This is a genomic window from Amylibacter marinus, assembly GCF_030160015.1.
GTDB classification, from domain to species: domain Bacteria; phylum Pseudomonadota; class Alphaproteobacteria; order Rhodobacterales; family Rhodobacteraceae; genus Amylibacter; species Amylibacter marinus.
This window is the reverse complement of sequence record NZ_BSNN01000004.1, coordinates 121,107-143,709: the sequence shown is the minus strand read 5'-3', so window position 1 is coordinate 143,709 and position 22,603 is coordinate 121,107. Positions and strand designations below refer to the sequence as shown.

Annotated in this window: 25 protein-coding genes; 20 read left to right on the top strand and 5 right to left on the bottom strand. The window is 52.4% G+C overall.

All coding sequences use genetic code 11. The features are described from left to right. Window positions 1–88 precede the first annotated feature (88 nt). The 3 genes from QQL62_RS07915 to QQL62_RS07905 all read left to right on the top strand — a co-directional run bounded on the left by QQL62_RS07915 (window position 89) and on the right by QQL62_RS07905 (window position 4,922). Window positions 89–1,942: an ATP-binding cassette domain-containing protein gene (locus QQL62_RS07915; RefSeq protein ID WP_284377531.1), complete on the top strand. Its 1,854-nt coding sequence runs from the start codon at window positions 89–91 to the stop codon at window positions 1,940–1,942. Window position 1,943: 1 nt separating this feature from the next. Further along, a complete protein-coding gene (locus QQL62_RS07910; protein WP_284377529.1) occupies window positions 1,944–3,296 on the top strand; it encodes an HlyD family secretion protein in 1,353 nt (450 codons plus the stop codon). Window positions 3,297–3,446: 150 nt separating this feature from the next. Then, the gene (locus tag QQL62_RS07905; RefSeq protein WP_284377527.1) at window positions 3,447–4,922 is read left to right on the top strand and encodes a pentapeptide repeat-containing protein; all 1,476 of its coding nucleotides are present in this window, start codon (window positions 3,447–3,449) and stop codon (window positions 4,920–4,922) included. On the opposite strand, the gene cbiB is transcribed toward QQL62_RS07905, so the two are convergent. From cbiB to QQL62_RS07890, 3 genes are read right to left on the bottom strand one after another with little or no spacing between them, the layout of a single operon-like run. Beyond that, window positions 4,919–5,848, bottom strand: coding sequence for an adenosylcobinamide-phosphate synthase CbiB (cbiB, locus tag QQL62_RS07900; protein ID WP_284377525.1), 930 nt, complete (start codon window positions 5,846–5,848; stop codon window positions 4,919–4,921). The genes QQL62_RS07905 and cbiB overlap by 4 nt on opposite strands. Continuing rightward, entirely contained in the window at window positions 5,845–6,798 is a 954-nt protein-coding gene (locus tag QQL62_RS07895; RefSeq protein ID WP_284377522.1) for a threonine-phosphate decarboxylase, read from the bottom strand. The genes cbiB and QQL62_RS07895 overlap by 4 nt, the downstream gene beginning before the upstream one ends. Next, complete coding sequence (locus QQL62_RS07890) at window positions 6,798–7,169, bottom strand: DUF1636 family protein (RefSeq protein WP_284377520.1); 372 nt, start codon at window positions 7,167–7,169, stop codon at window positions 6,798–6,800. Before QQL62_RS07890 ends, QQL62_RS07895 begins: the two co-directional genes overlap by 1 nt. A 151-nt stretch (window positions 7,170–7,320) precedes the next feature. Here QQL62_RS07890 and QQL62_RS07885 point away from each other — a divergent pair, with 151 nt between their 5' ends. The 12 genes from QQL62_RS07885 (at window position 7,321) to QQL62_RS07830 (ending at window position 17,764) form a co-directional block, all read left to right on the top strand. Next, on the top strand, window positions 7,321–7,716 hold the full coding sequence (locus tag QQL62_RS07885) for a response regulator transcription factor (RefSeq protein WP_284377518.1): 396 nt from the start codon (window positions 7,321–7,323) through the stop codon (window positions 7,714–7,716). Window positions 7,717–7,946: 230 nt separating this feature from the next. Continuing rightward, window positions 7,947–8,153, top strand: a complete 207-nt coding sequence (locus tag QQL62_RS07880) for a DUF6732 family protein (protein WP_284377515.1) — start codon at window positions 7,947–7,949, stop codon at window positions 8,151–8,153. A 2-nt stretch (window positions 8,154–8,155) separates the two neighbouring features. Beyond that, on the top strand, window positions 8,156–9,259 hold the full coding sequence (locus QQL62_RS07875) for a sirohydrochlorin chelatase (RefSeq protein ID WP_284377514.1): 1,104 nt from the start codon (window positions 8,156–8,158) through the stop codon (window positions 9,257–9,259). Further along, the gene (locus QQL62_RS07870) at window positions 9,259–9,903 is read left to right on the top strand and encodes a precorrin-8X methylmutase (protein ID WP_284377512.1); all 645 of its coding nucleotides are present in this window, start codon (window positions 9,259–9,261) and stop codon (window positions 9,901–9,903) included. The genes QQL62_RS07875 and QQL62_RS07870 overlap by 1 nt, the downstream gene beginning before the upstream one ends. Further along, a complete protein-coding gene (gene cbiE, locus QQL62_RS07865) occupies window positions 9,900–11,096 on the top strand; it encodes a precorrin-6y C5,15-methyltransferase (decarboxylating) subunit CbiE (RefSeq protein ID WP_284377510.1) in 1,197 nt (398 codons plus the stop codon). Before QQL62_RS07870 ends, cbiE begins: the two co-directional genes overlap by 4 nt. Next, complete coding sequence (gene cobI, locus QQL62_RS07860; protein WP_284377507.1) at window positions 11,093–11,794, top strand: precorrin-2 C(20)-methyltransferase; 702 nt, start codon at window positions 11,093–11,095, stop codon at window positions 11,792–11,794. Before cbiE ends, cobI begins: the two co-directional genes overlap by 4 nt. Then, complete coding sequence (cobJ, locus tag QQL62_RS07855) at window positions 11,785–13,581, top strand: precorrin-3B C(17)-methyltransferase (protein ID WP_284377505.1); 1,797 nt, start codon at window positions 11,785–11,787, stop codon at window positions 13,579–13,581. Before cobI ends, cobJ begins: the two co-directional genes overlap by 10 nt. Then, complete coding sequence (gene cobM, locus QQL62_RS07850; RefSeq protein ID WP_284377502.1) at window positions 13,578–14,369, top strand: precorrin-4 C(11)-methyltransferase; 792 nt, start codon at window positions 13,578–13,580, stop codon at window positions 14,367–14,369. Before cobJ ends, cobM begins: the two co-directional genes overlap by 4 nt. A 72-nt stretch (window positions 14,370–14,441) precedes the next feature. Then, window positions 14,442–14,786 (top strand): hypothetical protein, encoded by a 345-nt coding sequence (locus tag QQL62_RS07845; protein WP_284377500.1) that lies wholly within the window; start codon window positions 14,442–14,444, stop codon window positions 14,784–14,786. 132 nt (window positions 14,787–14,918) lie between these two features. Next, entirely contained in the window at window positions 14,919–15,920 is a 1,002-nt protein-coding gene (gene dgcN / locus QQL62_RS07840; protein WP_284377498.1) for an N-acetyltransferase DgcN, read from the top strand. A gap of 9 nt (window positions 15,921–15,929) precedes the next feature. Next, on the top strand, window positions 15,930–16,898 hold the full coding sequence (gene dgcA / locus QQL62_RS07835; protein ID WP_284377497.1) for an N-acetyl-D-Glu racemase DgcA: 969 nt from the start codon (window positions 15,930–15,932) through the stop codon (window positions 16,896–16,898). Between the two features lie 2 nt (window positions 16,899–16,900). Next, a complete protein-coding gene (locus QQL62_RS07830) occupies window positions 16,901–17,764 on the top strand; it encodes a D-amino-acid transaminase (RefSeq protein ID WP_284377495.1) in 864 nt (287 codons plus the stop codon). Between the two features lie 24 nt (window positions 17,765–17,788). Here QQL62_RS07830 and QQL62_RS07825 read toward each other — a convergent pair whose 3' ends face one another. Continuing rightward, on the bottom strand, window positions 17,789–18,082 hold the full coding sequence (locus QQL62_RS07825; protein WP_284377493.1) for a DUF1244 domain-containing protein: 294 nt from the start codon (window positions 18,080–18,082) through the stop codon (window positions 17,789–17,791). A 267-nt stretch (window positions 18,083–18,349) separates the two neighbouring features. On the opposite strand from QQL62_RS07825, the gene pyk reads away from it, so the two are divergent. The 4 genes from pyk to rplT all read left to right on the top strand — a co-directional run bounded on the left by pyk (window position 18,350) and on the right by rplT (window position 20,723). Continuing rightward, a complete protein-coding gene (pyk, locus tag QQL62_RS07820) occupies window positions 18,350–19,795 on the top strand; it encodes a pyruvate kinase (protein WP_284377491.1) in 1,446 nt (481 codons plus the stop codon). Window positions 19,796–19,884: 89 nt separating this feature from the next. Beyond that, a complete protein-coding gene (locus QQL62_RS07815) occupies window positions 19,885–20,034 on the top strand; it encodes a hypothetical protein (RefSeq protein WP_284377489.1) in 150 nt (49 codons plus the stop codon). A 118-nt stretch (window positions 20,035–20,152) separates the two neighbouring features. Then, window positions 20,153–20,353 carry a 50S ribosomal protein L35 gene (rpmI, locus tag QQL62_RS07810; protein ID WP_284377487.1) on the top strand — a complete coding sequence of 67 codons (201 nt, stop codon included), beginning with the start codon at window positions 20,153–20,155 and terminating at the stop codon, window positions 20,351–20,353. 13 nt (window positions 20,354–20,366) lie between these two features. Beyond that, window positions 20,367–20,723 (top strand): 50S ribosomal protein L20, encoded by a 357-nt coding sequence (gene rplT / locus QQL62_RS07805; protein ID WP_284377485.1) that lies wholly within the window; start codon window positions 20,367–20,369, stop codon window positions 20,721–20,723. A gap of 49 nt (window positions 20,724–20,772) precedes the next feature. On the opposite strand, the gene QQL62_RS07800 is transcribed toward rplT, so the two are convergent. After that, window positions 20,773–21,411, bottom strand: a complete 639-nt coding sequence (locus QQL62_RS07800) for a calcium-binding protein (protein ID WP_284377482.1) — start codon at window positions 21,409–21,411, stop codon at window positions 20,773–20,775. A gap of 114 nt (window positions 21,412–21,525) precedes the next feature. On the opposite strand from QQL62_RS07800, the gene pheS reads away from it, so the two are divergent. Further along, on the top strand, window positions 21,526–22,602 hold the full coding sequence (gene pheS / locus QQL62_RS07795) for a phenylalanine--tRNA ligase subunit alpha (RefSeq protein ID WP_284377479.1): 1,077 nt from the start codon (window positions 21,526–21,528) through the stop codon (window positions 22,600–22,602). Window position 22,603 lies beyond the last annotated feature (1 nt).

Sequence of the window (22,603 nt, the reverse complement as noted above, 5' to 3'; positions counted from 1 at the left end):
AGAAGCAGCTCCGTCAATAAGTGGCCTTTTGTCGGTACCAGATTGGCGTCGGTCTTGGGAAAAGTATCTTCAAGAGAATGAACAATTTATGCGCAAAGCAACTGATGCGCCTCCTGTCTGGGTGCGTGCAATCAGCGGAGCTCTGGGCTTCTTTTCCAGCTTATTGGCGCTGGGTATCCCAGGAATAGCTCTTTTGATTGTTGATCGGCTTATCCCGTCTGAATCTGCGGCATCTCTTTGGTCGCTGGCGGCATTGGGTGTTGGGACGGCGGTCTCGGTTTGCTTGATCGATCTGCTTAGAATGCGTGCGTTAGAAACCTATTTGACAAATGTACGTGGATTGGTTCTCTATCAGGACAGTTGCTTTGCCTTGTTCTGGGGCGTGATACTTGCGTTCTTACATCCCTTGATCTCGTTGATTGTTTTTAGCGTTGCGGCGACACTGTATCTGGTTTGGAGATTGCGTAAGCCACATCAGGCCAATACCCATGGCACGATCAAAGGTCAGGATGCGGATCCCATTATCGCAGATGCCGCGGGGCTAGGCCCAGCATACCTGCAACAAGCGGCCGAAGGAAAAATAGCGTCAAAGGAGCAACCTGATTTTCAATCTGTGGCTCAAACGACGTGGTTGAACTTTATCCAATTTTCTTCTGCGATCGCAACGATTGCAGTTGCAGCATGGTTACAGATATCAGGTGCTATCACGCTTGGGACTATGCTGGCTGTGGTATTCCTAAATCAATACATTACAGCGGTATTTGTTCGCTTCTACCAAGTTCAAGCATTGAAACCGGCTAAGCCTGATCTGTCTTTCATGTCCCTTATCGAAAACGGGCAGGCCCTCGATAGCAAATCGAAGACGGACGAAAACGCCATGGCCTTGCTATCGATTGTTGATCTCGAGGACAAAGGCTTTGCACCATTTTCTGCTGATCTATTTCAGGGTCTATGCCTTGCGTTGATTGGGCCCTCTGGATCGGGAAAATCGGAAATTCTACGGGCCATTGCGACTGGGCAATTTAGTGAAGGAAAGATCACCTACAAAGATCGCAATTGGGGGCGCAATCATGGCCGGATGAATTCGCTTAGTTACTCGGCGATTCCACCAATTGCCCTAGAGGGTACAGTCGTAGAAAATGTAACCTGCTTTGACCCAACAGCAACACCCTTGCCCGCGATTGAGTTACTGCGCAAGCTTGATCCGTTTGAAGATGTTTTCAGAGAGAAAGACTTTTTGAACGACAGTATTGATCAAAATTATGCAGCTCAGGGGCAAATTACTTCGCTCGCCCGCGCATTCTGGATGGACAGCGATATCTTGGTGTTAGATCAGCCAGAAACCTATCTCGATAAGGCTTCTCGCTCTGCTCTAATGGCGTTGATTCTACGGGCAAAAACAGAGGGAAAAATTGTTGTTCTGGCTACAGACGATGAGTATCTGATGTCTGTTGCCGACGAACTGGTGAAATTAGAACGTGGTGAGGTAACCGATCGTGGCCCGATGGAAGAGGTTCTGCAACGCCACCATCAACGATGGGTCAGGGTATCGTTTATGCCCACCAAGCGAGAAGCCTTCCGCCTAACTCTTTGGCTCGAAGCTCAGTTCCCGCAAGGAATGGACGAGGAACTTAAGCAGCGCGTCAAACAGACGGCTCAGGATATGTTGTTTTTTACCCCGCGTGACCAAGTGATGGGCAACAACGATGAAATTCTGTTTGATGTGCGCCTAGGGCCTCATGAAGTGTTTATCACGATGCATGATCGTGGTGACGTTTTGGGGGCCGAGCAGATGGATGCAAAAAACAATCCTGATTTCAATCGTGTAATATCTCAGAGTGATGGTTTCGAACAAACCCTGCGCGAGGGGTACCGCCAATGTGCTGTCCGCTTTAGCGAGGATCGATCTACTTCTGATGAAAAACTTCTTGCAGGGGGCTAAATTGAAACGCTCCTCCAAAGAAGTGGTTGAAAAAAGCCAGGTCGCCAAGCCAAAAGCCAGCCCGCAGGTGGCATCGGCAAGGGGGTTCAAAACGATCGCAAAGCGTCATATTTTTGCGGTTTTTATGTTGGGGATCGGTTCTATTGCCGCGCTCGTTTCAATTGCCGCAATGTATCTCTCATTACAAGCGATTCAGGTTACTCATACGCTGCGTGTTCCAGGGGTGTTACAGGCCATTGAACAATCTACCCCAGTTCAGCACAAGCGGGGTGGCATTATTCACGATGTGCTTGTAACCGAAGGCGAAGTTGTCCGCGAAGGACAAATACTTGCTTCCTTGCAGACCAAAGATGTTGCGGAGGAATTACGATCTGCTCGTCAAACAGTGGCGAAACACCTGCTACGAACCCAATGTTTAAGAGCATTGCAAATTGGGCAAGATACTCTTGTTTTGAACCAGTCGCTAAAAACGGTGATGGGGCGGTTGCAACAGGTAAGTGAAATGCAACGTGGTCTTTCGGATTGCCAAAGTTTGCTCGAGAAACGCAAACTGGCCAGAGCATTGGATCAATCGAAACTTAAATCGGCACAAGATGTCGCAGCGCTCTTCTCTCGTCTGACCCAAACAGATGCTTTGATGCGTGAAAAGTTGGGTGCCTTGGAAAATTCTCCAGACCTGCGCGAGGAATTCGAAGAGATGGCAGGGCTAAGAAAGGTGCTAGAGAATTCGATAAAATCCACGCAGGCTAAACAGAACTATGCGAATTTGATCGCTGAGCAGAAGCAATCTGAGATGGATCGTCAGCAGGCGATCATCACAGAGTTAGCTGAGATTTCAGACCAAATGGTTCTTGCCCAAGCGGAACTTACTAGAATGGAGGATATTCTGCGTGACAAGTTTATCTATGCGTCGATATCTGGGCGTGTCCAGCGCATGCGCATCAAAGAATCTGGTCGTAAAGTTGCAGCAGGGGCCTATGTACTAGAGATCGCCCCTTTGACTACCGATTTCGAAGTGACCAGCCGTATAACATTGGCACAGTTTCCCTCTATTGCCGAGGGTCAACCTGTGCAGGTGCAACTCTCCGGAGGCCTTCCTAAGCCCGTCTGGGTGCCCGCAACAGTTGAAAAGGTTTTGAAGGTCTCTGATAATAAGCGGGTGGTAAGTATTCGCTTGAAGCGAGAAGATTTGAACAAGAGAGACTTACTTCTCGGGGATCATTCTCTGAATGGCTTGGGGGAAAGATCGGAAGCGCTGATATCAATCAAATCCGAGAATGCACTGCACACGTTTGGGACAACGCTGAAAAATCTTTGGGCGCATCGCACTGATTCTATCACACTGGAAATCTAATGACTGCTGCCCCTGCTTGCACTGTAGGCTTGGGCGTGTCAAAAACCAGTTATGCATAGTCTAAAAGATTTTTCTCCACTTTCTAGAGCCGAGCAAATGTTGCTTGATGGTGCCCGAATAGGGAGTCGCGTTACCGTTTCAGAGGCGGGAATGCCATCTGATGGCGACGCAGATGTTTCGGTACGTGCCGATTTTATTCGTCATTTGATATCCGGTGGTGATCAGAGCTCCAAGTTACACTCAAAGGGAATACTGTTGCGTGGTGCGCGCATCACTGGAACGCTTGATCTACAGGGGGCAGACTGTCCCGTCGATCTATCTTTCGGCAGATGTTGGTTTGACGAGGCTCCATCGTTTGTAAATGCGCGCATGCGGGGGGTGTTCTTTACGGGGACTCATTTGCCGGGCATGCATGCCGACAACTGCGTGTTTGAGGGCTCGGTATATTTGCGTGCTGATTTCAGATCCAGTGACGAGATTGCGATGCCAAACGCGCAAATTAGCGGTGATCTACAAATTTGTGGTGCGAAAATTGCCAGCGATAGCGGGTTTGGTATATTTGCTACCTCACTAAGGGTGGGCGGATCGGTTTATCTAGGCGACTATCCGTTCGATGATAAAAGCTCGGAACTGACTGTAGATGGCACGATCGAAATGTCATCAATCAGCGTTTCTAGAGATTTCTATTGTTGTAATTGCGCCCTTTCTGCCGCGCCAAGCATAAATACGCAGAAAATGGTGAATGACAGACATCGACAAAATGCCCCAACAGCTATTTCCCTGAGTCGCGGATCGATTGGTGGGGTTTTGTATATACGGGATAACCAAATTTCTCAGGGAATGGTGAATCTATCAAACGCTGTGGCGCGTCGGCTAAATGATGAACCGGTTGGTGAAACCATCAGGTATCCATTGCGCTTGGATGGGTTTGAATACGATGGTCTGTCAACTCAAAGCAGCACAGCACTTGCTGATCGGCTAGAGTGGTTGGAACGCAGGCCGCAACATATCGGCTTTTCTGCCCAGCCCTTCGAGCATTTGGCCAGTATTTTGAACAAGCTAGGGCATCGAAATGATGCCAATGATGTTTTAATGCGCAAAGAGAAATTGCAACGAGCTGAGGATAGGGCGGTGTTGCGCGCCTCGGGACATAGCCGCTGGCGTTTGCCATTGATGGTGCTATCGGATGGTCTGTTGCGGGGGCTGATTGGGTATGGGTACCGCCCAGTAAGGGCAGTGCTGTGGGGTGGGATATTAGTGGCGCTTTTTGCCATGTTTTTTCACAAAGTTTGGATTTCGGGGGATATGGCGCCAAATTCGGCCCCAATACTGATTTCCGCAGATTGGATTTCGGCCACCCAAAGCCATTCTGATAATCCTGCGCTTTACTGGTCACGTATCGGTGGCGCTGGGCAAGATTATGAAACGTTTAACGCCATGGCTTATGCGGCGGATTTGTTGATTCCGATTGTGAATTTCGGGCAAGAAGACGCATGGGCGCCCTCTACCTCTCGCTCTCCTTGGGGGTGGCATGCATGGTGGCTACGCTGGTTTGTTAAAATTTCTGGCTGGGTTGTAACGGCGTTGGGGGCTGCCGCCGTTACGGGCGCTATTCGCAAGCTTTAAAGCAGCCAAACGAGAAAGACGAGCAGGGCAACGAAAGAGACCAATGCAAGCCATGCGCGCTGTAGCACCCCCAGCGCGGTGGAAATATCTGCGGTGACCATTTCTTTACGTCCCTGCGGATTTAGATAGGCATTTTCTAGAACCTGCCCGCCAAAATAGGTGCGCGGCCCCGATAATGCTACATCCAAAATGGCCGCCATGGCGGCCTCTGACCAGCCAGCATTGGGCGACGCATGTAGAGGGGCGTCGGTTACCATGATATCAAAGCTTTCGCGTGATCTGTAAATGACACAAAACAATGCTCCGCATAGCCGCGCGGGAATCCAATTCAACAGGTCATCAAGCTTGGCCGCACCAAAGCCGAATTTTTCATATTGTTCGGTGCGATGCCCGATCATGCTGTCGGCGGTGTTCACGATTTTATAGATGAAGAGGCCCGGTAGTCCCAAAACCAAGAACCAAAAGATGGGTGCCACGACCGCATCGGAAAAATTCTCAGCGGCGCTTTCAACCGCTGCACGTGCGACTCCGCTCTCGTCTAGGTTTTCCGTATCGCGCCCAACAATGCGTGCCACCGCGCGACGGCCGGAAACGATGTCTTGGCTCAGGGCCTCTCCTACGGCGCGCACATGTTTTATTAGTGAATTATGCGCAAGCAATACTGCGGTTAAGATCAGTTCTATAATACCGAAATCTGGTAACACATGGAGGATATACCCAGCAATACCGCCTAAGATGGCCAAGGCGGAAATGGAAAAGATCCCTTTTGCAATCAGAAAGTTCCCGCGGTTCAATCGCTGTTCTAGGATCGAGACAGCCTTGCCAAAAATCACCGCAGGGTGGGGATAGCGGCGCCAGATGGAATCTGGATCACCAATGAAATAATCCAGTATCATAGCAAAAAGGAGGATCTGCAAACTTGTCATGATATATCCAATGCGTTGCTCAGGCGTTGCCAGTCTTGATCTTGGCCAGGAATTCCCAGACGTACCCAAGTCTTACTATAGGGAAAACAACGAGACCATATACGATTTTGCGCTAAATACCTGTTTGTTCTGGTGGCGTCGGGTGTTTGGTACAGGCGGAACAGGTTTGTACCCCCAATCACGGAATTCCCGGCGTCTATCATCATTTGATCCAGCCGCGGCGCATCCTGCGCTAGCCGCTTGCGCGTTTGTTTGGCCCAGACAAGGTCGGATAGGGCACTTGCCCCTACCAATTGCGCTGGCCCTGATACAGCCCATGGCCCAATCATTTCTGACAGCTGTTCGATCATTGCTGGATGGGCCATAGCAAATCCTAGGCGCAGGCCAGCCAATCCCCAAAACTTTCCCAACCCTTTTAGAACAATCACCCCTTCGTGCGCCGCATATGACATCAGTGTATGTTCTGGGCAGGTATCGCAAAAGCTCTCGTCAATGATGAACAGATCATGCGCGTTAACTTCATCAAGGCTGGGAGTGTGCATCACCCCATCGGGATTGTTTGGGTGCACAATGACCCGTGCATTTGCGTTGGGATCACTACGCCACCCCGCATGGCGAAAGGCGGCTGCGTGTTCGTTATAGGTGGGGGCATCAATACGCACAGCGCCCGCAGGCATCACGCGTGGCAGTGCGGCAATTAACTGTGAAACACCTGCGGTGGGTAAGATGCCCACTCCATCAGGAACCTGCCAAAACCGTCTCGCCGCGTCGATGAGCCGGTTCTGAGCATCTGCGTCAGGCAAATCTGTCCAGTAACGGGCCGGAATGTCCGGTATTGGATAGGGCAGGGGATTGATGCCCGTTGATAGATCGATCCAACTGTCTCGATCACCGCCATATGCCGCAATTGCGCCATCGAGACCGCCACCATGATCTCGAACCTTAGACATCAGCTATCGCCCAAATGGGGTAAACGCGCGCGGAAATGCCCCTTTATTTCTTCGGGCCAGTCGCGATAGGGCACTTGGCCTGTTTCACTGGTGTTGTATAGCTGTGCGAATTCAACGATGCCCTGCGCATCGGTCTCGTTTGCCTCAAACTTACCAAGAACATAGTGTAGTTTTTCTGGCGCTTGCAGGGAAATATTACAGGCGAAATCGCACCCCATTAGGCATTTGTGCCGCCGAACCTCTACGCCTTCCATCGCGTCGGCCTGTTGTTCGACCAATTCGGCCAAGACCTCGCCGGATCGTTTTTCATCGGTGGTTTCGTCCCAGTTAGCGGTTCTACAGGTTTCGCATACGGTAATTACACAGCTCATTCTTCGCTCCAAAGTGGTTAGAAACTTCATGCAGAAAATTACCTCAAAGGGCAAATAGTTTTGGAAGCACTTGAAAATTAGTTTTTTATTAACAATCTTTTTTAATAGTATTTTAGGGGAAATGCGACTGGGGGGTGAGAGGATGAACAAAATGCGGGTTCTTATCGTTGAGAACAACCTCCGACGCGGAGAGATCTGGCAAAGGTTTCTGATCCGTCAGGGCGTGAACGCCGATCTTGTGCCACGCCAAGAGGATGCAATTTCCATGCTGGGCGAAACGGCATTTGATGTCTTGGTTATAAATATCACCAGCTCTGATCCCAATATATTGGCCGTCACTGATGTTGCAGCATTCCGAAATCCCAATATCGCCATTATCGCTGTCACCTCTGGCAGCTTTTTTTCTGATGGCTCCATTTTTCAGCTCTTGCCCAATGCGCGCGGATGCGTAAGCGGCGATGTCCCTCTAGAGGATCTGGCCGCGATGGTTCAACATTATGGAGAGAAATCAGGCCTTGGGGCCAGCGCCCAGGGCCCCAGATACTAATTGTTCAAAGCTCGGGAATTGATTGATTAGGATTTCTGAAATGTCGGTTTCTGGAAACTGGGCGGCGGGAAATGGTTGCACCAAGATTTTCCAAGGCCTATAACCCCCAGATGACGAGTCCAATTGGGCCGGAAAGGTGCGTTGTGCAGTGGTCGACCCAATAGGGGACTTTGCCAACATCGTCAGCAGGGCGAATGCCTTTCCATTTGTATTGTATAAGGGGAAGGTCTATGCGTTTTTTCGGAATTTTTCTATGTTTATCAGCCGCACCTAGCTATGCGCATGTGGGGCATTGGGGCGATCTGGCAGGCCACAGCCATTGGGCCGCCGCCGCCGCCTTGGGTGCAGCCGCCGCTGTTGCCGTATGGGCCGGACGTAAGAAATCCAAAAAACCTGACCAAGAATCAGAGCCAGCCACCGAAAGTCAGGAAGCATAGAAATGTCTGAAAAAGTAGGCGTAATGATTTGTGGGCACGGGTCACGTAGCCAGTCTGCGGTAGATGAATTCGCAACATTGGCCGAAAAATTACCCCCCCTGTTGCCTGCGGATTGGATGACCGAATACGGGTATTTAGAATTTGCTAATCCGGTCATTCGCGTCGGGTTGGATAATTTGCGCGAAGCGGGATGTTCAAAAATCATCGCAGTACCGGGGATGTTATTCGCCGCGATGCACGCCAAAAATGATATTCCGACTGTGTTGAATTCATATGCCGCCGAACATGGGATAGACGTTAGCTATGGCCGAGAGTTGGGCGTGGATGCCAAAATGATTTCCGCTGCCGCTGGTCGCGTGCAAGAGGCCGTGGACGCAGCCAATGCCGAGCATGGTGAATTACCGTTGGAAGAGACCGCATTGGTGGTTATTGGACGTGGCGCATCGGATCCGGATGCAAACGCCAATGTCTCTAAAATAGCGCGTATGCTGTGGGAAGGCATGGGGTTCGGCTGGTGCGAGGTCGGCTATTCCGGGGTCACGTTCCCCTTGGTGGAACCCTGTCTCGATCATGTGGCAAAGCTGGGTTATAAGCGCGTTATTGTTTTCCCATATTTTCTGTTTTCGGGCATTCTGATCGATAGGATTTATGGCTTTACGGATAAATGTGCGGACAAATACCCCGACCTAAGCTTTATCAAGGCCGGATATCTAGGCGACCACCCCAAGGTGTTGGAAACATTCGTAGAACGCATTACCGAACAGTTGGGCGAAATCCCACCACCCACATGTGGCACATGTAAATACCGAACACAGATACTGGGCTTTGAATCCGAGGTTGGCGCAGTACAAGAAAGTCATCATCACCATGTCGAAGGCCAAGGCGCATCTGCACCTGGATCTAATGTGGAAGATTGCGCGTTATGTGCAGATTTTTGCACTGGTGAATGCCGCTTGGATATGGATCATCACCACCATGATCACGGCCACCACCATCATCACCACGACCATGACCACGCGCATCACCATCACCATCACGATCATGCCCATCCCGAATACCCCCATGCCAAGCATCCCTTGGGCCCCGAAAGTGCGCGTAAGAAATAATGACCCAGCTCAGATATCAGCGTGACCCAAAGGCGATCTACGCCGCCAGCTTTGCGACCGTACGTGCCGAGGCAAATCTGGATCGATTTTCTGCGGAAATGCAGGCCGTTGCCATTCGCTTGATTCATGCCTGCGGGATGGTCGAGGTCGCAGATCGCATCGCCTACAGCCCAGACGCGGCCATCGTTGGTAGCCGTGCCTTGGCCGGGGGGGCACCGATCTTATGTGATTGCGAAATGGTGGGCGCGGGAATTATTCGTCGCTATCTACCTGCGGACAATGCGGTCATTGTGACATTGAATGATGAAACGGTGCCTGCCCGTGCACAGGCGATTGAAAACACCCGTTCCGCCGCCGCAGTTGAACTATGGGAGCCTCATATCGCAGGGTCGGTTGTGGTGATTGGTAATGCGCCAACAGCACTGTTTCACCTATTGGAACTGATTGACCAAGGCTTCCCAAAGCCTGCGTGTATTCTGGGTTTCCCTGTTGGGTTTGTTGGTGCGGCCGAGAGCAAGGCCGCCCTTGCCGCCAATGCGCGGGGCTGTGAATTTATTGCGCTGCGTGGGCGACGCGGTGGTTCTGCCATTGCCTCTGCTGCGTTAAATGCGCTGGCGGCTGGCCTACCAGAGCTGTCTACATGAGCAGCTGGTTACACATTGTCGGGATCGGCGAAGATGGGTTGGCAGGCCTTACACCAGCCACACGTAGTGTGGTAGAGGCCGCTGAGGTTATTGTCGGTGGTGCACGGCATCAATCCTTGGTGCATATCAATGCACAGCGCCTAGAATGGCCAAGCCCCTTTGATACATTGATTGACGTTTTGAAATCGCACAAGGGCAAGCGCGTGGTGGTTTTGGCTACTGGTGATCCTTTGTGGTATTCGGTGGGCGCACGCATCGGGCGCGAGATTGCTCCATCTGAGATTACCTACCACCCGCAGGTCGGTGCCTTTCAATTGGCGGCGGCGCGCATGGGCTGGTCGATGGCAGATTTAGAAACCCTTACGGTTCATGGTCGTCCTGTCGAACAGATGATTGCCTTTATCCAACCAAGCCAACGTTTGCTGATTTTGACCACGGGTGCTGAAACCCCCGCTCAGATCGCAGGTTTCCTTAGCGCACGCGGATTTGGCAAATCGCGCATGACCGTTTTGGCTTCTATGGGGGGCGAAAACGAGGCGCGCTTCGATGGGCTTGCACAGGATTGGAACCACGTTGTGCCCGCGTTTAACACGCTGGCCGTTGAATGTATTGCTGCGGCAGATGCCGCATTGTTGCCCCGTGTGCCCGGCCTAGCGGATGATTTGTTTCAAGGCGACGGCACGATGACCAAACAAGAGGTGCGCGCGGTTTCGGTTGCCAAGCTGATGCCCATGCGCGGGGCCTTGCTGTGGGATGTGGGGTGTGGATGTGGATCTGTGGCCGTGGAATGGATGCGCGCTGCGCGCTATGCACGCGCTATTGGAATAGAGCCACGGGCAGACAGGCGCACCTATGCGGCCAGCAATGCGCTGGCTTTGGGCGTGCCCAAACTGCAATTGCTGGATGGAACCGTGCCCGAGGCATTGACGGGCCTAGAGGCCCCAGACGCGATATTTATCGGCGGGGGGCTATCGCTGGAAACGTTTGAGCATTGCTGGGATGCGTTGCGCCCCTTGGGGCGTTTGGTGGCCAATGCTGTAACCTTGGAAAGCGAGGAAATTCTGCTGCAACTGTTCCAGAAATATGGCGGCGAACTGGCCCGTATTCAGGTCAGCCGCGCCGAACCACTGGGGGCTGTTACAGGCTGGCGCGCCGCGATGCCTGTTACACAGCTTAGTCTGATAAAACGATGAGTGGTGTTTTATACGGGCTGGGGCTTGGCCCTGGCGACCCAGAACTAATCACCCTAAAGACCGTGCGCCTGATCAAAGAGGCCGATGTTGTGGCATACCCTGCATTGGTCGGTGGCGATAGTTTTGCGCGCAGCATTGCTCAGGAATTTATACCCGAGGATTGTATCGAACTGTCGATTGAGATCCCAATGGCGGTTGCACGTGCACCGGCGCAGGCGGCCTATGATCAGGGCGCAAGCACCATCGCACAGTATCTAAGCGAGGGGTTAAACGTTGTGGTGCTTTGCGAGGGAGATCCTTTTTTCTATGGATCCTTTATGTATTTGTTCGCGCGTCTTAGCGGTGAATTCACCACAGAGGTGATCCCAGGTGTGACCTCTATTTCGGCCTGCGCGGCCGCGGTGGCTGCGCCATTGTCCTCGCGCAACGAGGTTTTGACAATTCTTCCTGCCCCCTTGCCCACAGAAGAACTGGTGGCGCGCATTGGGGTATCAGATTCATTTGCAATAATGAAGGTTGGCCGGCATTTGCCAAAAATCAAGCGGATGCTGGATGAATTAGGCCTGACCCAATATGCGCACTATATCGAACGCGCCAGCCTGCCAAATCAGGTTGTTCTACCCCTAGAGGATGCCCCCGAAAAGGCACCCTATTTCTCTATGATTCTTGTTACCAAAGGAAATGATCCGTGGCTGTAACCCCAGTAGTAATTTGCCTGTCAGAATCAGGCTACAAAACCGCCCGCAAGGTGGCGGATATTCTTGGCGCGCCTCTGCATGGGCGCGCGGGGCGCGTTGCAAATGCGGACGCCGAATTTGATAACGCATTGGATTACGTGCGCACGTTGTTTGCGGCGAAAACCCCCATAATTGGCATCTGTGCCACGGGGATATTGGTGCGCGCAGTTGCGCCCTTGATCGCCGATAAAACCACCGAGCCGCCGGTTCTGTCGATACCCGATGATGGATCTGCGGTTGTGCCTATCTTGGGTGGGCACCGCGGGGCAAACCGTTTGACACGCCAAATCGCCCAAGCCCTGTCCGCGCAGGCGGTTGTGACCACTGCAGGGGATGTGGCCATGGGGGCCGCGTTGGACGAGCCGCCGCTGGGCTATGCGTTGCAAAATCCGTGCGATGCCAAATCGGTAATGGCGGCTTTGCTATCTGGCGACGGGGCACAAATCAGGGGCGAGAATATTTTTGATCTGCCCCATGACCCGAAAGGTAAGGTTAGCTTGGTTGTGGGCGAGCATCCCGCCCAGGGCGGCGAGAACAGCCTTGTGTATCACCCGCAGCACTTTGCGCTAGGCTTGGGATGTGCACGTGGGTGTGGGGCTGACGAGATGTGGGATTTGGTGCAAGAAACCCTGAAAAAAGCGGATATTGCACAGGGCGCAATTGCCTGTGTTGGGTCGCTGACATTAAAGGCAGACGAGCCTGCGATTATCGAGGTGGCGCGCCGCCTTGGCGTGCCGTTTCGTGTGTTTGAACCCGCAGAGTTAGAGGCGCTAACCCCACAATTGGCAAACCCATCTGATGTGGTTTTTGACGAGGTTGGGTGCCATGGCGTGAGCGAGGCATCAGCCATTGCTCTGGCCCAAGGGTCGCTAACTGTCGAGAAGCAAAAAACCACCAATGCCACCTGTGCCTTGGCACGGAGCGCATCGCCGATCATCGAACTTAGGGGGCGTAGTGTTGGGAAATTGTCGATTATCGGTATCGGCCCCGGCCAACACTCATGGAGAACACCCGAAGCATCGGCGCTGGTGGCCGAGGCGGAAGAGCTGGTTGGCTATGGGTTATATATCGATCTGCTTGGCCCCTTGGCCAAGGGTAAAATCCGCAGCGATTTCCCATTGGGCGGCGAAGAGGAACGTTGCCGATATGCGCTGGAGCAGGCGGGCAAGGGTAAAAACGTGGCTCTGATCTGCTCGGGGGATGCAGGGATTTATGCCATGGGGGCCTTGGTGTTTGAATTGATGGATCGCGGCGCGGATGCGCTGGGCGTTTCTGATGCGGCCAAGCGTGTCGAAGTGAAATGCACCCCTGGTGTTTCCGCTCTTCAGGGGGCGGCCGCGCGCGCTGGGGCCCCCTTGGGGCATGATTTCTGTGCGATCTCCTTGTCGGATTTGCTTACGCCGCGCGAAACCATCGTACAGCGCCTACATGCGGCGGCCAAAGGCGACTTCGTCATTGCTTTTTATAATCCAGTCTCAAAGAGGCGGCGCACATTACTGGCCGAGGCGCGGGACATATTGCTAGAACACAGACCTGCAGATACGCCTGTGATGTTGGCCAGCTCATTAGGCCGACCAGAAGAGCACATCCGTTATCGAAAACTATCCGAGCTAGAGGTGGACGAAGTCGATATGTTGACCGTGGTTTTAATCGGGTCTTCGCATTCTCGCTTGGCGCAACTGGGGCGCGGGGAGCGAATGTATACACCGCGCGGATATGCACGTAAAATCGATGGAGACTTGTCATGACCGTTTATTTCATCGGTGCAGGCCCGGGCGATCCGGATTTAATCACCCTAAAGGCCAAGAGTATGATCGAACGTTGTCCTGTGTGTCTTTATGCAGGCTCTTTGGTGCCAGAGGCGGTTGTTGCCTGTGCGCCAAAGGATGCGGTGGTGAAGGACACGGCAGTGATGACATTGGATGACACCCACGCAGACATACTGGCCGCCCATGGGCGCGGCGAAGATGTGGCGCGGGTTCATTCTGGTGATCCCTCTCTTTATGGGGCAATTGCAGAGCAAATTCGCCGCCTGAAGGCCGATAATATCCCCTATGAGATCATTCCCGGTGTGCCCGCCTATGCGGCGATGGCGGCGGCGATGGGCCAAGAATTGACCATCCCCGAGGTCGCGCAATCGATCGTACTGACACGTATGTCGATGCAGTCTACATCGATGCCAGAACACGAAACACTGGATAATTTTGGACGTACCGGAGCAACACTGGCCATTCATTTGGCGGTGCGTAACATGCGCGAGATAGAGCGTCAGCTGGTGCCGCATTACGGTGCGGATTGTCCGGTGGTCGTTGGTTACCGCGTGGGCTGGCCAGATCAAAAAATTATCCGAGGAACCCTAAGCGATATCCGTAAAAAGGTACGGGCAGAGAAGATCACCCGCACTGCCCTTATTATGGTGGGGCCAGCACTTGCGGCCAGCCAAGATTTTGTGGATAGCGCGCTGTATGATCCGAATACGCCGCATGTTTTGCGCCCCGTAAAGGGCATTGATTTGGTAGAGGACCACAATACTTGATGTAATTCTTTTGTTACTTGTTTATGCGAGTATACCGCTAGATAATGAATTAAGAAGTTGATCGAGGGTACAATGGACAGTTTTCTATCCCCAGAGGTGCGGGCCGGTTTGGAAAAGGCGCAAACCAAGGCGCTGCGAAACAGCAGCCGGCTATGTGTTCATGCCAACGAAGAGGTTCTGCGTATTCACGAAACTTGGCAGGGTGGTTTCTCGCTGCCTGTTGATATGGCGCCAGCCTTGCGCGGGCGTGTGGATGTTTTTGATGGGCCAAAGCACCTGTATCAATGTTTGATTGTTTTTGCTGAACAACAGGGCGATTTTATCAAATACGAGTACAAACGCCTGACAAATGTTGTATCGCAGCAACCCGTTGATTTCGTGCTAACAGAAGATGCACCCATCGCATTGCTGGGTTAGTGCAACTATTTGGCGCAGTATCCCGCCTGTTTGGGATAATCTTGCAAAATTAACCTATTTGGCGCGCAACTAGGCAGAAACTTCGATCTTCATCGTGGCATTTTTCGTGCGAACTTTGAATCGAGGACTGCCATGATTAATACACCATATCTATTGTTTCTAGGGGATGCCCCCGATCCGTTGGCAGCAAAGGTTGCGCAGGGCATCAAAGATTGGCGCCCAGAATTGGGCTTGGGGCAATATCGCATGGATGGCTGTAAGGCTGATCTGGGCCTGCCTGATCTATCAATAGCCGAGGCCGTTGCAGCCGGTTGTAAGACATTGGTAATTGGCGTGGCCAACCGCGGCGGTGTTATCAGTGCTGAATGGAAATCTGTGCTCATCGAGGCCTTGGAAGCTGGGTTGGATATCGCCTCGGGGTTGCATAATCTATTGCGCGACGAGGCGGATCTAGTCGCGAAGGCAGAAAAAGAGGGCCGTGCGCTACATGATGTGCGCATTCCCTCCGTTGCCTATCCCATTGCTACGGGAAAACCGCGTAGTGGTAAGCGATGCTTGGCCGTTGGCACCGATTGCTCTGTGGGTAAAATGTATACAGCCCTTGCGATGGAGAAAGAAATGCGCGCTCGTAACGCAAAGGTTACGTTTCGCGCCACCGGCCAAACCGGTATTTTGATCACTGGCGATGGTGTGCCCCTGGATGCAGTGATTGCGGACTTCATGGCCGGCTCTGTTGAATACCTAACACCAGATAATGATGCGGATCATTGGGATTTGATCGAAGGGCAGGGTAGCCTGTATCACGCCTCTTATTCCGGGGTTACTATGGCGTTGATCCATGGGGGGCAGCCTGATGCGCTGATTCTGTGCCATGAGCCCACCCGCGAGCATATGCGAGGATTGCCTGATTATCAGCAGCCCACCCTTGAAGAGCTGCGCGATACAGCATTGGTTTTGGCCCGTGTTGTGAATCCAGGTGTTCAGGTTGTAGGGATTTCTGTGAATACCCAGCACCTTTCTGATGCCGATGCCACAGCCTATTTGGCCAAGGTAGAGGCGGAATTGGGGTTGCCAACTGTTGATCCATTCCGCCATGGTGCCGCACGTCTGGTTGACGCCTTGGAAAACTGCTAACTCGATCACATGAAAATTTCAGTAACACACGACGCCTTTCAGCTGGCGCAGGTTTTTACAATTTCGCGTGGTTCTCGCACAGAGGCAAATGTTCTTACGGTGACCATCGAGCGGGGTGATCATCGGGGGCGGGGCGAATGCGTGCCCTATGCGCGCTACGGTGAAACCATGGCGTCCGTTCAGGCAGAAATCCAGTCCTTGCCGCGCGCGTTTAGCCGCGTAGATTTGGGGGGGCTGTTACCTGCGGGCGCTGCGCGCAATGCCGTTGATTGCGCCCTGTGGGATCTAGAGGCGAAAGAGGCGGGGCAACCCGTATGGCAATTGGCAGGGCTTAGTGAACCAAGTGCTGAAATCACGGCCTACACCCTATCGCTGGATACGCCCGAGGCGATGAATGCACAGGCGGCGAAGAATGCCTTTCGCCCGCTGTTAAAAACCAAGCTGGGCGGTGGTGCACAGGATGTTGAGCGTATTCGCGCGGTGCGTGCGGGGGCACTGGATGCTAAAATTATTGTTGATGCGAATGAGGGCTGGACGCCAGAGCTCTATCAAACCCTAGCGCCGGTATTGGTTGATCTTGGGGTTGCGATGGTGGAACAGCCCTTGCCCGCAGGGGCTGATGAGGCCTTGCGCGAGATCGAACGTGTTCTACCTGTTTGCGCTGATGAGAGCTGTCACGACAGCGACAGTCTGCCTGATCTGGTGGGAAAATATGACATGATTAATATCAAGCTGGACAAGACCGGCGGCCTGACCGAGGCTTTGCGTCTGCGCTCGGCGGCCCGCGCACTTGGGTTTGAGGTTATGGTTGGCTGTATGGTCGGGTCTTCTTTGGCAATGGCGCCTGCGGTGCTAATTGCACAGGGTGCGGCGCTGGTTGATCTTGACGGGCCGCTATTGTTAGGCGAAGACCGTGCCAGCAAATTATTTTATGACGCCAAAGGGGTGCACCCCCCGCGGCCCGACCTCTGGGGATAACAATGACACGCACAGTATACGTAAACGGTGAATACCTGCCCGAAGATCAAGCAAAGGTATCCATATTTGACCGTGGGTTTTTGATGGCCGATGGGGTTTACGAGGTAACCTCGGTGTTAGATGGAAAATTGGTCGATTTTGATGGCCATGCTGTGCGGCTGGCGCGTTCGTTGGCAGAATTGGATATGCCAAGTCCTGTTACCACAGAAGAATTGTTGGAAATCCACCGTCAGCTGGTCTCGAGAAATAATATTGAAGAGGGCTTGGTCTATTTGCAAATCACCCGCGGGGCTCCGGCTGATCGCGATTTCGCATTTCCAGACCCAGAGGAAACGCCGCGCACGATTGTGCTGTTTACCCAAAACAAACCGGGCCTTGCCAACAGCCCCGCAGCGGCAAAAGGTGCGTCGGTGATCTCTATCCCAGACATGCGTTGGGCGCGGCGCGACATCAAGACCGTGCAATTGCTTTATCCTTCGATGGGCAAAATGATGGCCAAGGCCGCAGGTGCAGATGATGCATGGTTGGTCGAGGATGGTGCGGTGACCGAGGGCACATCTAATAATGCCTATATCGTAAAAGACGGGGTGATTATCACGCGTCAGCTATCCAACGATATCCTGCACGGCATTACCCGCGCCGCAGTTCTACGTTTTGCCAATGAAGCACAGATGCAGATTGAAGAGCGGGCATTTACCGTTGAAGAGGCCAAGGCGGCGGACGAAGCCTTTACCACCTCTGCCTCTGCATTTGTGATGCCTGTGGTGTCTATCGACGGTCAGACCCTAGGGGATGGCGCGCCAGGCCCTGTTGCCCTGCGTTTGCGCGAAATCTACCTAGATGAAATGCGCAAAGTTGCAATCTGATCTAATGGCATAGAGCCGCCCCAATTATTTCGGGTGGCTCTTTTCGAATGCGGCCATTTGATCGCTGTTCGCATCAGACTGGTGTTGGGCCTTCCATTGGGAAAATGGCATGCCATAGAAATGCGCGCGACCTTCCTCTTTGGTCATCTCGATACCTTGTTCATTGGCCGCCTCTTGATACCAGCGCGATAGACAGTTTCGGCAAAAACCTGCAAGGTTCATCATGTCGATATTCTGAACATCGGTGCGTTCTTTCAGGTGCGCCTGTAGGCGGCGAAATGCGGCGGCCTCTAGCTCTATCTGTGTTTGGTGATCCATGCGCCACTCCTTAGGTCGGGGATTTCTGGTTAGTATATCTCTGCCGGAAAGCGAAGCGCAAGCGGTGCGATCTACACAAATGCGCTATATTTATAGGCGGTTTTGCAGCGCCGGACGCCAATTTGCGAATATTTTGGGTTTTGTACCGTTTGCGCTATCATAATCGTGTTACATTCGTTAGGTAGTTAAGAATTGAAAATTTGACCTTGGTGATCAAGGTATTAAAAAGACGTGTAGACGCGATAAATTCGCGCAAGGGATACTATCATGAGAAGAATGAGGAACGTAAAGGTTGTGGCCACTTTGGGCCCAGCGTCAGACTCCTATGGCATCATCAAACAGCTGTACGAAGAAGGTGTTGATGTTTTCCGCCTAAATATGAGCCATGGTGCGCATTCGGATATGCGGGATCGTTACCAAATGATCCGCGATATCGAACGTGACCTTGGGCGCCCTATTTGTATTCTGGCCGACCTTCAGGGGCCAAAGTTGCGCTGTGGTGTATTTGCAAACGGTAAAGAAACCATCGTTGAAGGGCAGGATTTTAGATTTGATCTGGATGACACCCCAGGGGATGCGACGCGCGTTCAATTGCCACATAAAGAGATTTTCGAGGCCCTAGAGGTTGGTGCGACTCTTCTTATCAATGATGGTAAGTTGCGTGTCGTGGTTAAAGAGTTTGGACCTGATTACGCGGTATGCGAGGTCAAGGTTGGTGGCGAGATATCCAATAAAAAGGGTGTAAATGTACCTGAGCTGATCTTGCCTTTGGCCGCGCTTACAGAAAAAGATAAAAAAGATCTGGAATTTGTCTGTTCTCTTGGGGTGGACTGGCTGGCGCTTTCATTTGTTCAGCGCCCAGAAGATGTCGAAGAGGCGCGTGCCCTTGCCGATGGCCGCGCGGCCATTATGGTAAAGGTCGAAAAACCTGCATGCGTAAAAGCATTTGATGATGTATTGGCCGTCGCCGATGGCGTGATGGTTGCCCGCGGCGATCTGGGGGTAGAGTTGCCAGTGCAAGATGTGCCGCCTATACAAAAACGTTTGGTTGCTGCTAGCCGCCGCGCAGGTAAGCCTGTGGTCGTGGCGACCCAAATGATGGAGAGCATGATCGAAAGCCCTGTGCCTACCCGCGCCGAGGTTTCCGATGTTGCGACCGCGATTTATGATGGGGCTGATGCGGTTATGCTGTCTGCGGAATCAGCTGCGGGGAAATACCCGATTGAGGCCGTGAAAACCATGCATGCCGTTGCTATTTCCGTAGAGGCAGACGCCACATATCGCACGGGCATAGAGGCGACGCGCAGCACCGCGCGCGACACAGTTGCGGATGCGATCACAGCCGCGGCGCGCGAGATCGCAGAAACAACCGAGGTAAAGGCCATCTGTTGTTTCTCATCCTCTGGTACCACTGCATTGTTGGCCGCGCGCGAACGCCCGAAAGTGCCAATTATCGCCCTAACACCTAAAATCGGCACTGCGCGTCGTTTGGGATTGGTTTGGGGGTTGCATTGCGTTCAAACTGGCGAGGTTGGTCGGTTTAAGCATGCTGTTGTTTCTGCTGCGCGTGCCGCGCGTAGTCATGATTTCGCCACAAATGAAGATAAGATTGTAGTTACGGCCGGAATACCGTTTAATACGGCAGGCTCAACCAATATTATCCGCGTCGCCCCCGTCGACGAGAAGAGCATTTTTGAAGGCGAGGCCGAATAAAGTTAGAGAGGCGCAATTTGTTATACGACGTTACACTTTTAGTTGGTTGCGCTTTTATTGTTTTCGGCGTTTTGCGAATGCTATCTTTGATGGTTGATAAAAACTCGCCTATTTCGGGTTTGGCGGTTGCTGTTATAGGAATCGCCTGCCTTGCTTGGGTTCATGTGGAAACCGAGGGCGAGATAACGTTTGATAAAGTACCCGATGCGCTTTTTCGCGTGATCGGGAAATTGAACTAACCATCTTTATGTGCTTGCCTTTCGGGTCTGATCTGCCTACAAGGCACGCTCGAGTAGCGCGTCCGGCTGTAAGGGTATGCCGAGTCGCGCCTTAACCCACTCAACAAAGGAGATGGAAATGCCCAAGATGAAGACCAAATCAGGTGCTAAAAAGCGCTTTAAGGTAACGGCCTCTGGCAAAATTAAATCGGGTCAGGCGGGCAAACGCCACGGCATGATCAAACGTTCGAACAAGTTCTTGCGCAACGCACGGGGTACAACTGTACTGTCTGCTGCTGATGCGACGATCGTTAAAAAATACATGCCTTACGCACGCTAAGAGGAACTGAGATATGCGCATTACATCAGGTAAAGTGACCCACAAGCGTCACAAGAAAGTCATCAAAGCCGCCAAAGGTTACTACGGCGCGCGGTCAACCAATTTCCGCACAGCAACCCAAGCGGTTGACAAAGCAAACCAATACGCGACACGCGACCGCAAGAATCGCAAGCGTAATTTCCGTGCGTTGTGGATCCAGCGTATCAACGCGGCTGTTCGTTTGAACGATGACGCGTTGACATATAGCAAATTCATCAATGGCCTAACAAAGGCTGGCATCGAAGTAGACCGTAAGGTTTTGGCTGATCTGGCCGTACATGAGCCAGAAGCATTTGGTGCCATCGTTGCACAGGCCAAAAGCGCCCTGTAAAAATTGCTAATCAGAATTTTAAGGCCCCGTGCAGAAATGCGCGGGGCTTTTATATGAAAATGAACATATCTTCGGTAAAATCGGCTGATGTCATTTGTAGAGAAATATCGCGCACGACCAATCCCTCGGATCCAAGCTTTATTACGATTTTGCCTGGTTTCTTATCTGTGTACTCCAAATCGGCAAAGGTGATGCCAAATCCCGACAGATCGATCAGATCTTTTTCTGGGTCAAATTGTTTTATGACGTCGCGAACATTATCAGAATGCATAACAAAAACATCGCTCTGATCCGAGCCCAGCAATAGTGTCGCCCCTGGGGCATCTAGCTGGATATTCGGGGCGGGATCTCCGGCGCCTGGTGCAAAAATAAAATCATCCTCATCTACCATGGCAAGGCTGACTAGCCCGCCACCAGGGGGGGGATCAAATTCAATACGTGTACGTTCACCGCGGATGGTGATCATAAACTCGCTGCCTCCGACAAATTTCACCTGCACCTCAGACCAGTTCACATTGAAATCGGTTAGGTCGACCTTGTCTATTCCATCCTCGAATCCATAGACGCTGTCTGTTTTACCATCGCGGGAAACAGAAAATGTATCCGCTGCGACGCCGCCATATAGCTTATCACGCCGATTGCTATCTTCTAGAACACCCCCAGCGGCGGTGGCCGTATACTCTACCATAACAGAATCCTTTCGCCATTTAAGAAACAGCGGATTGGTGAATCTTCGGTTAACGGCGCCACTTGCATTCAGCGTGGCATGTGATAGGCCAAGATCAAGTAAAGGAACATGATTATGGACAGCTTAGACGCACTTAAATCCAAATACCTCACCGCCGTAATAGGTGCCAATGACGAGACCGCGCTGGAGGAGCTGCGCGTTGCAGCCGTGGGTAAAAAAGGTGAGGTTTCATTGAAAATGCGAGAGCTGGGAAAAATGACCCCGGAAGAGCGCAAAACCGCTGGCCCTGCATTGAACGCGCTGAAGGATGAGATTAACTCAGCACTAGCCGCCAAGAAGGCGGCCCTAGCCGATGCCGCCCTAAACGAGCGCCTGCAATCCGAATGGATAGATGTATCCCTTGCGGGCCGCCCGAAACGTGTGGGATCTATCCACCCGATTAGCCAAGTGATCGACGAGATCGTCGCGATCTATGCATCGCTTGGGTTTTCTGTGGCCGAGGGCACGCAGATCGAAACCGATTACTACAACTTTGATGCGCTGAATATTCCGGCCGAACATCCTGCGCGCCAAGAGCATGATACATTCTATATGCACCGCGAAGAGGGAGACGAACGCGCTCCGCATGTATTGCGCACACAAACATCTGCGGCGCAAATCCACTATATGGAAAAGCATGGCGCACCGTGTCGCATTATTTGCCCCGGTCGTGTGTACCGCGCCGATTATGACCAGACGCATACACCAATGTTCCACCAATACGAGGGACTGTGCCTAGACAAGGGCATTTCAATGGCGAACCTGAAATGGACGCTAGAGGAATTTTGCCGCAGCTTTTTTAACAACCCTAATATCGAGTTGCGTTTTCGCGCCTCGCATTTTCCGTTTACGGAACCCAGTGCCGAGGTCGACATTCGCTGTACTTGGGATAATGGCCAGCTAAAAATCGGCGAAGGCGACGACTGGATGGAAATTTTGGGCTCTGGCATGGTGCACCCCAAGGTGCTGGCCGCGGGCGGTGTTGATCCTGATGAGTACCAAGGCTTTGCCTTTGGCATGGGGATCGATCGTTTGGCGATGCTTAAATACGGCATCCCTGATTTGCGGGCGTTCTTTGATAGCGATCTGCGTTGGTTGCGCCATTATGGGTTTTCTGCGCTGAATATGCCGAATTTGCAGGGGGGAGTGTAAC

Excerpts from the sequence above, each read along its gene's own strand:
- QQL62_RS07915 (WP_284377531.1), top strand. The coding sequence starts at position 89 with ATGCGCAAAGCAACTGATGCGCCTCCTGTCTGGGTGCGTGCAATCAGC.
- QQL62_RS07905 (WP_284377527.1), top strand. The coding sequence starts at position 3,447 with ATGCCATCTGATGGCGACGCAGATGTTTCGGTACGTGCCGATTTTATT.
- cbiB (WP_284377525.1), bottom strand. The coding sequence starts at position 5,848 with ATGACAAGTTTGCAGATCCTCCTTTTTGCTATGATACTGGATTATTTC.
- QQL62_RS07895 (WP_284377522.1), bottom strand. The coding sequence starts at position 6,798 with ATGTCTAAGGTTCGAGATCATGGTGGCGGTCTCGATGGCGCAATTGCG.
- QQL62_RS07890 (WP_284377520.1), bottom strand. The coding sequence starts at position 7,169 with ATGAGCTGTGTAATTACCGTATGCGAAACCTGTAGAACCGCTAACTGG.
- QQL62_RS07885 (WP_284377518.1), top strand. The coding sequence starts at position 7,321 with ATGCGGGTTCTTATCGTTGAGAACAACCTCCGACGCGGAGAGATCTGG.
- QQL62_RS07880 (WP_284377515.1), top strand. The coding sequence starts at position 7,947 with ATGCGTTTTTTCGGAATTTTTCTATGTTTATCAGCCGCACCTAGCTAT.
- QQL62_RS07875 (WP_284377514.1), top strand. The coding sequence starts at position 8,156 with ATGTCTGAAAAAGTAGGCGTAATGATTTGTGGGCACGGGTCACGTAGC.
- QQL62_RS07870 (WP_284377512.1), top strand. The coding sequence starts at position 9,259 with ATGACCCAGCTCAGATATCAGCGTGACCCAAAGGCGATCTACGCCGCC.
- cbiE (WP_284377510.1), top strand. The coding sequence starts at position 9,900 with ATGAGCAGCTGGTTACACATTGTCGGGATCGGCGAAGATGGGTTGGCA.
- cobI (WP_284377507.1), top strand. The coding sequence starts at position 11,093 with ATGAGTGGTGTTTTATACGGGCTGGGGCTTGGCCCTGGCGACCCAGAA.
- cobM (WP_284377502.1), top strand. The coding sequence starts at position 13,578 with ATGACCGTTTATTTCATCGGTGCAGGCCCGGGCGATCCGGATTTAATC.
- QQL62_RS07845 (WP_284377500.1), top strand. The coding sequence starts at position 14,442 with ATGGACAGTTTTCTATCCCCAGAGGTGCGGGCCGGTTTGGAAAAGGCG.
- dgcN (WP_284377498.1), top strand. The coding sequence starts at position 14,919 with ATGATTAATACACCATATCTATTGTTTCTAGGGGATGCCCCCGATCCG.
- dgcA (WP_284377497.1), top strand. The coding sequence starts at position 15,930 with ATGAAAATTTCAGTAACACACGACGCCTTTCAGCTGGCGCAGGTTTTT.
- QQL62_RS07830 (WP_284377495.1), top strand. The coding sequence starts at position 16,901 with ATGACACGCACAGTATACGTAAACGGTGAATACCTGCCCGAAGATCAA.
- QQL62_RS07825 (WP_284377493.1), bottom strand. The coding sequence starts at position 18,082 with ATGGATCACCAAACACAGATAGAGCTAGAGGCCGCCGCATTTCGCCGC.
- pyk (WP_284377491.1), top strand. The coding sequence starts at position 18,350 with ATGAGAAGAATGAGGAACGTAAAGGTTGTGGCCACTTTGGGCCCAGCG.
- QQL62_RS07815 (WP_284377489.1), top strand. The coding sequence starts at position 19,885 with ATGGTTGATAAAAACTCGCCTATTTCGGGTTTGGCGGTTGCTGTTATA.
- rpmI (WP_284377487.1), top strand. The coding sequence starts at position 20,153 with ATGCCCAAGATGAAGACCAAATCAGGTGCTAAAAAGCGCTTTAAGGTA.
- rplT (WP_284377485.1), top strand. The coding sequence starts at position 20,367 with ATGCGCATTACATCAGGTAAAGTGACCCACAAGCGTCACAAGAAAGTC.
- QQL62_RS07800 (WP_284377482.1), bottom strand. The coding sequence starts at position 21,411 with ATGGTAGAGTATACGGCCACCGCCGCTGGGGGTGTTCTAGAAGATAGC.
- pheS (WP_284377479.1), top strand. The coding sequence starts at position 21,526 with ATGGACAGCTTAGACGCACTTAAATCCAAATACCTCACCGCCGTAATA.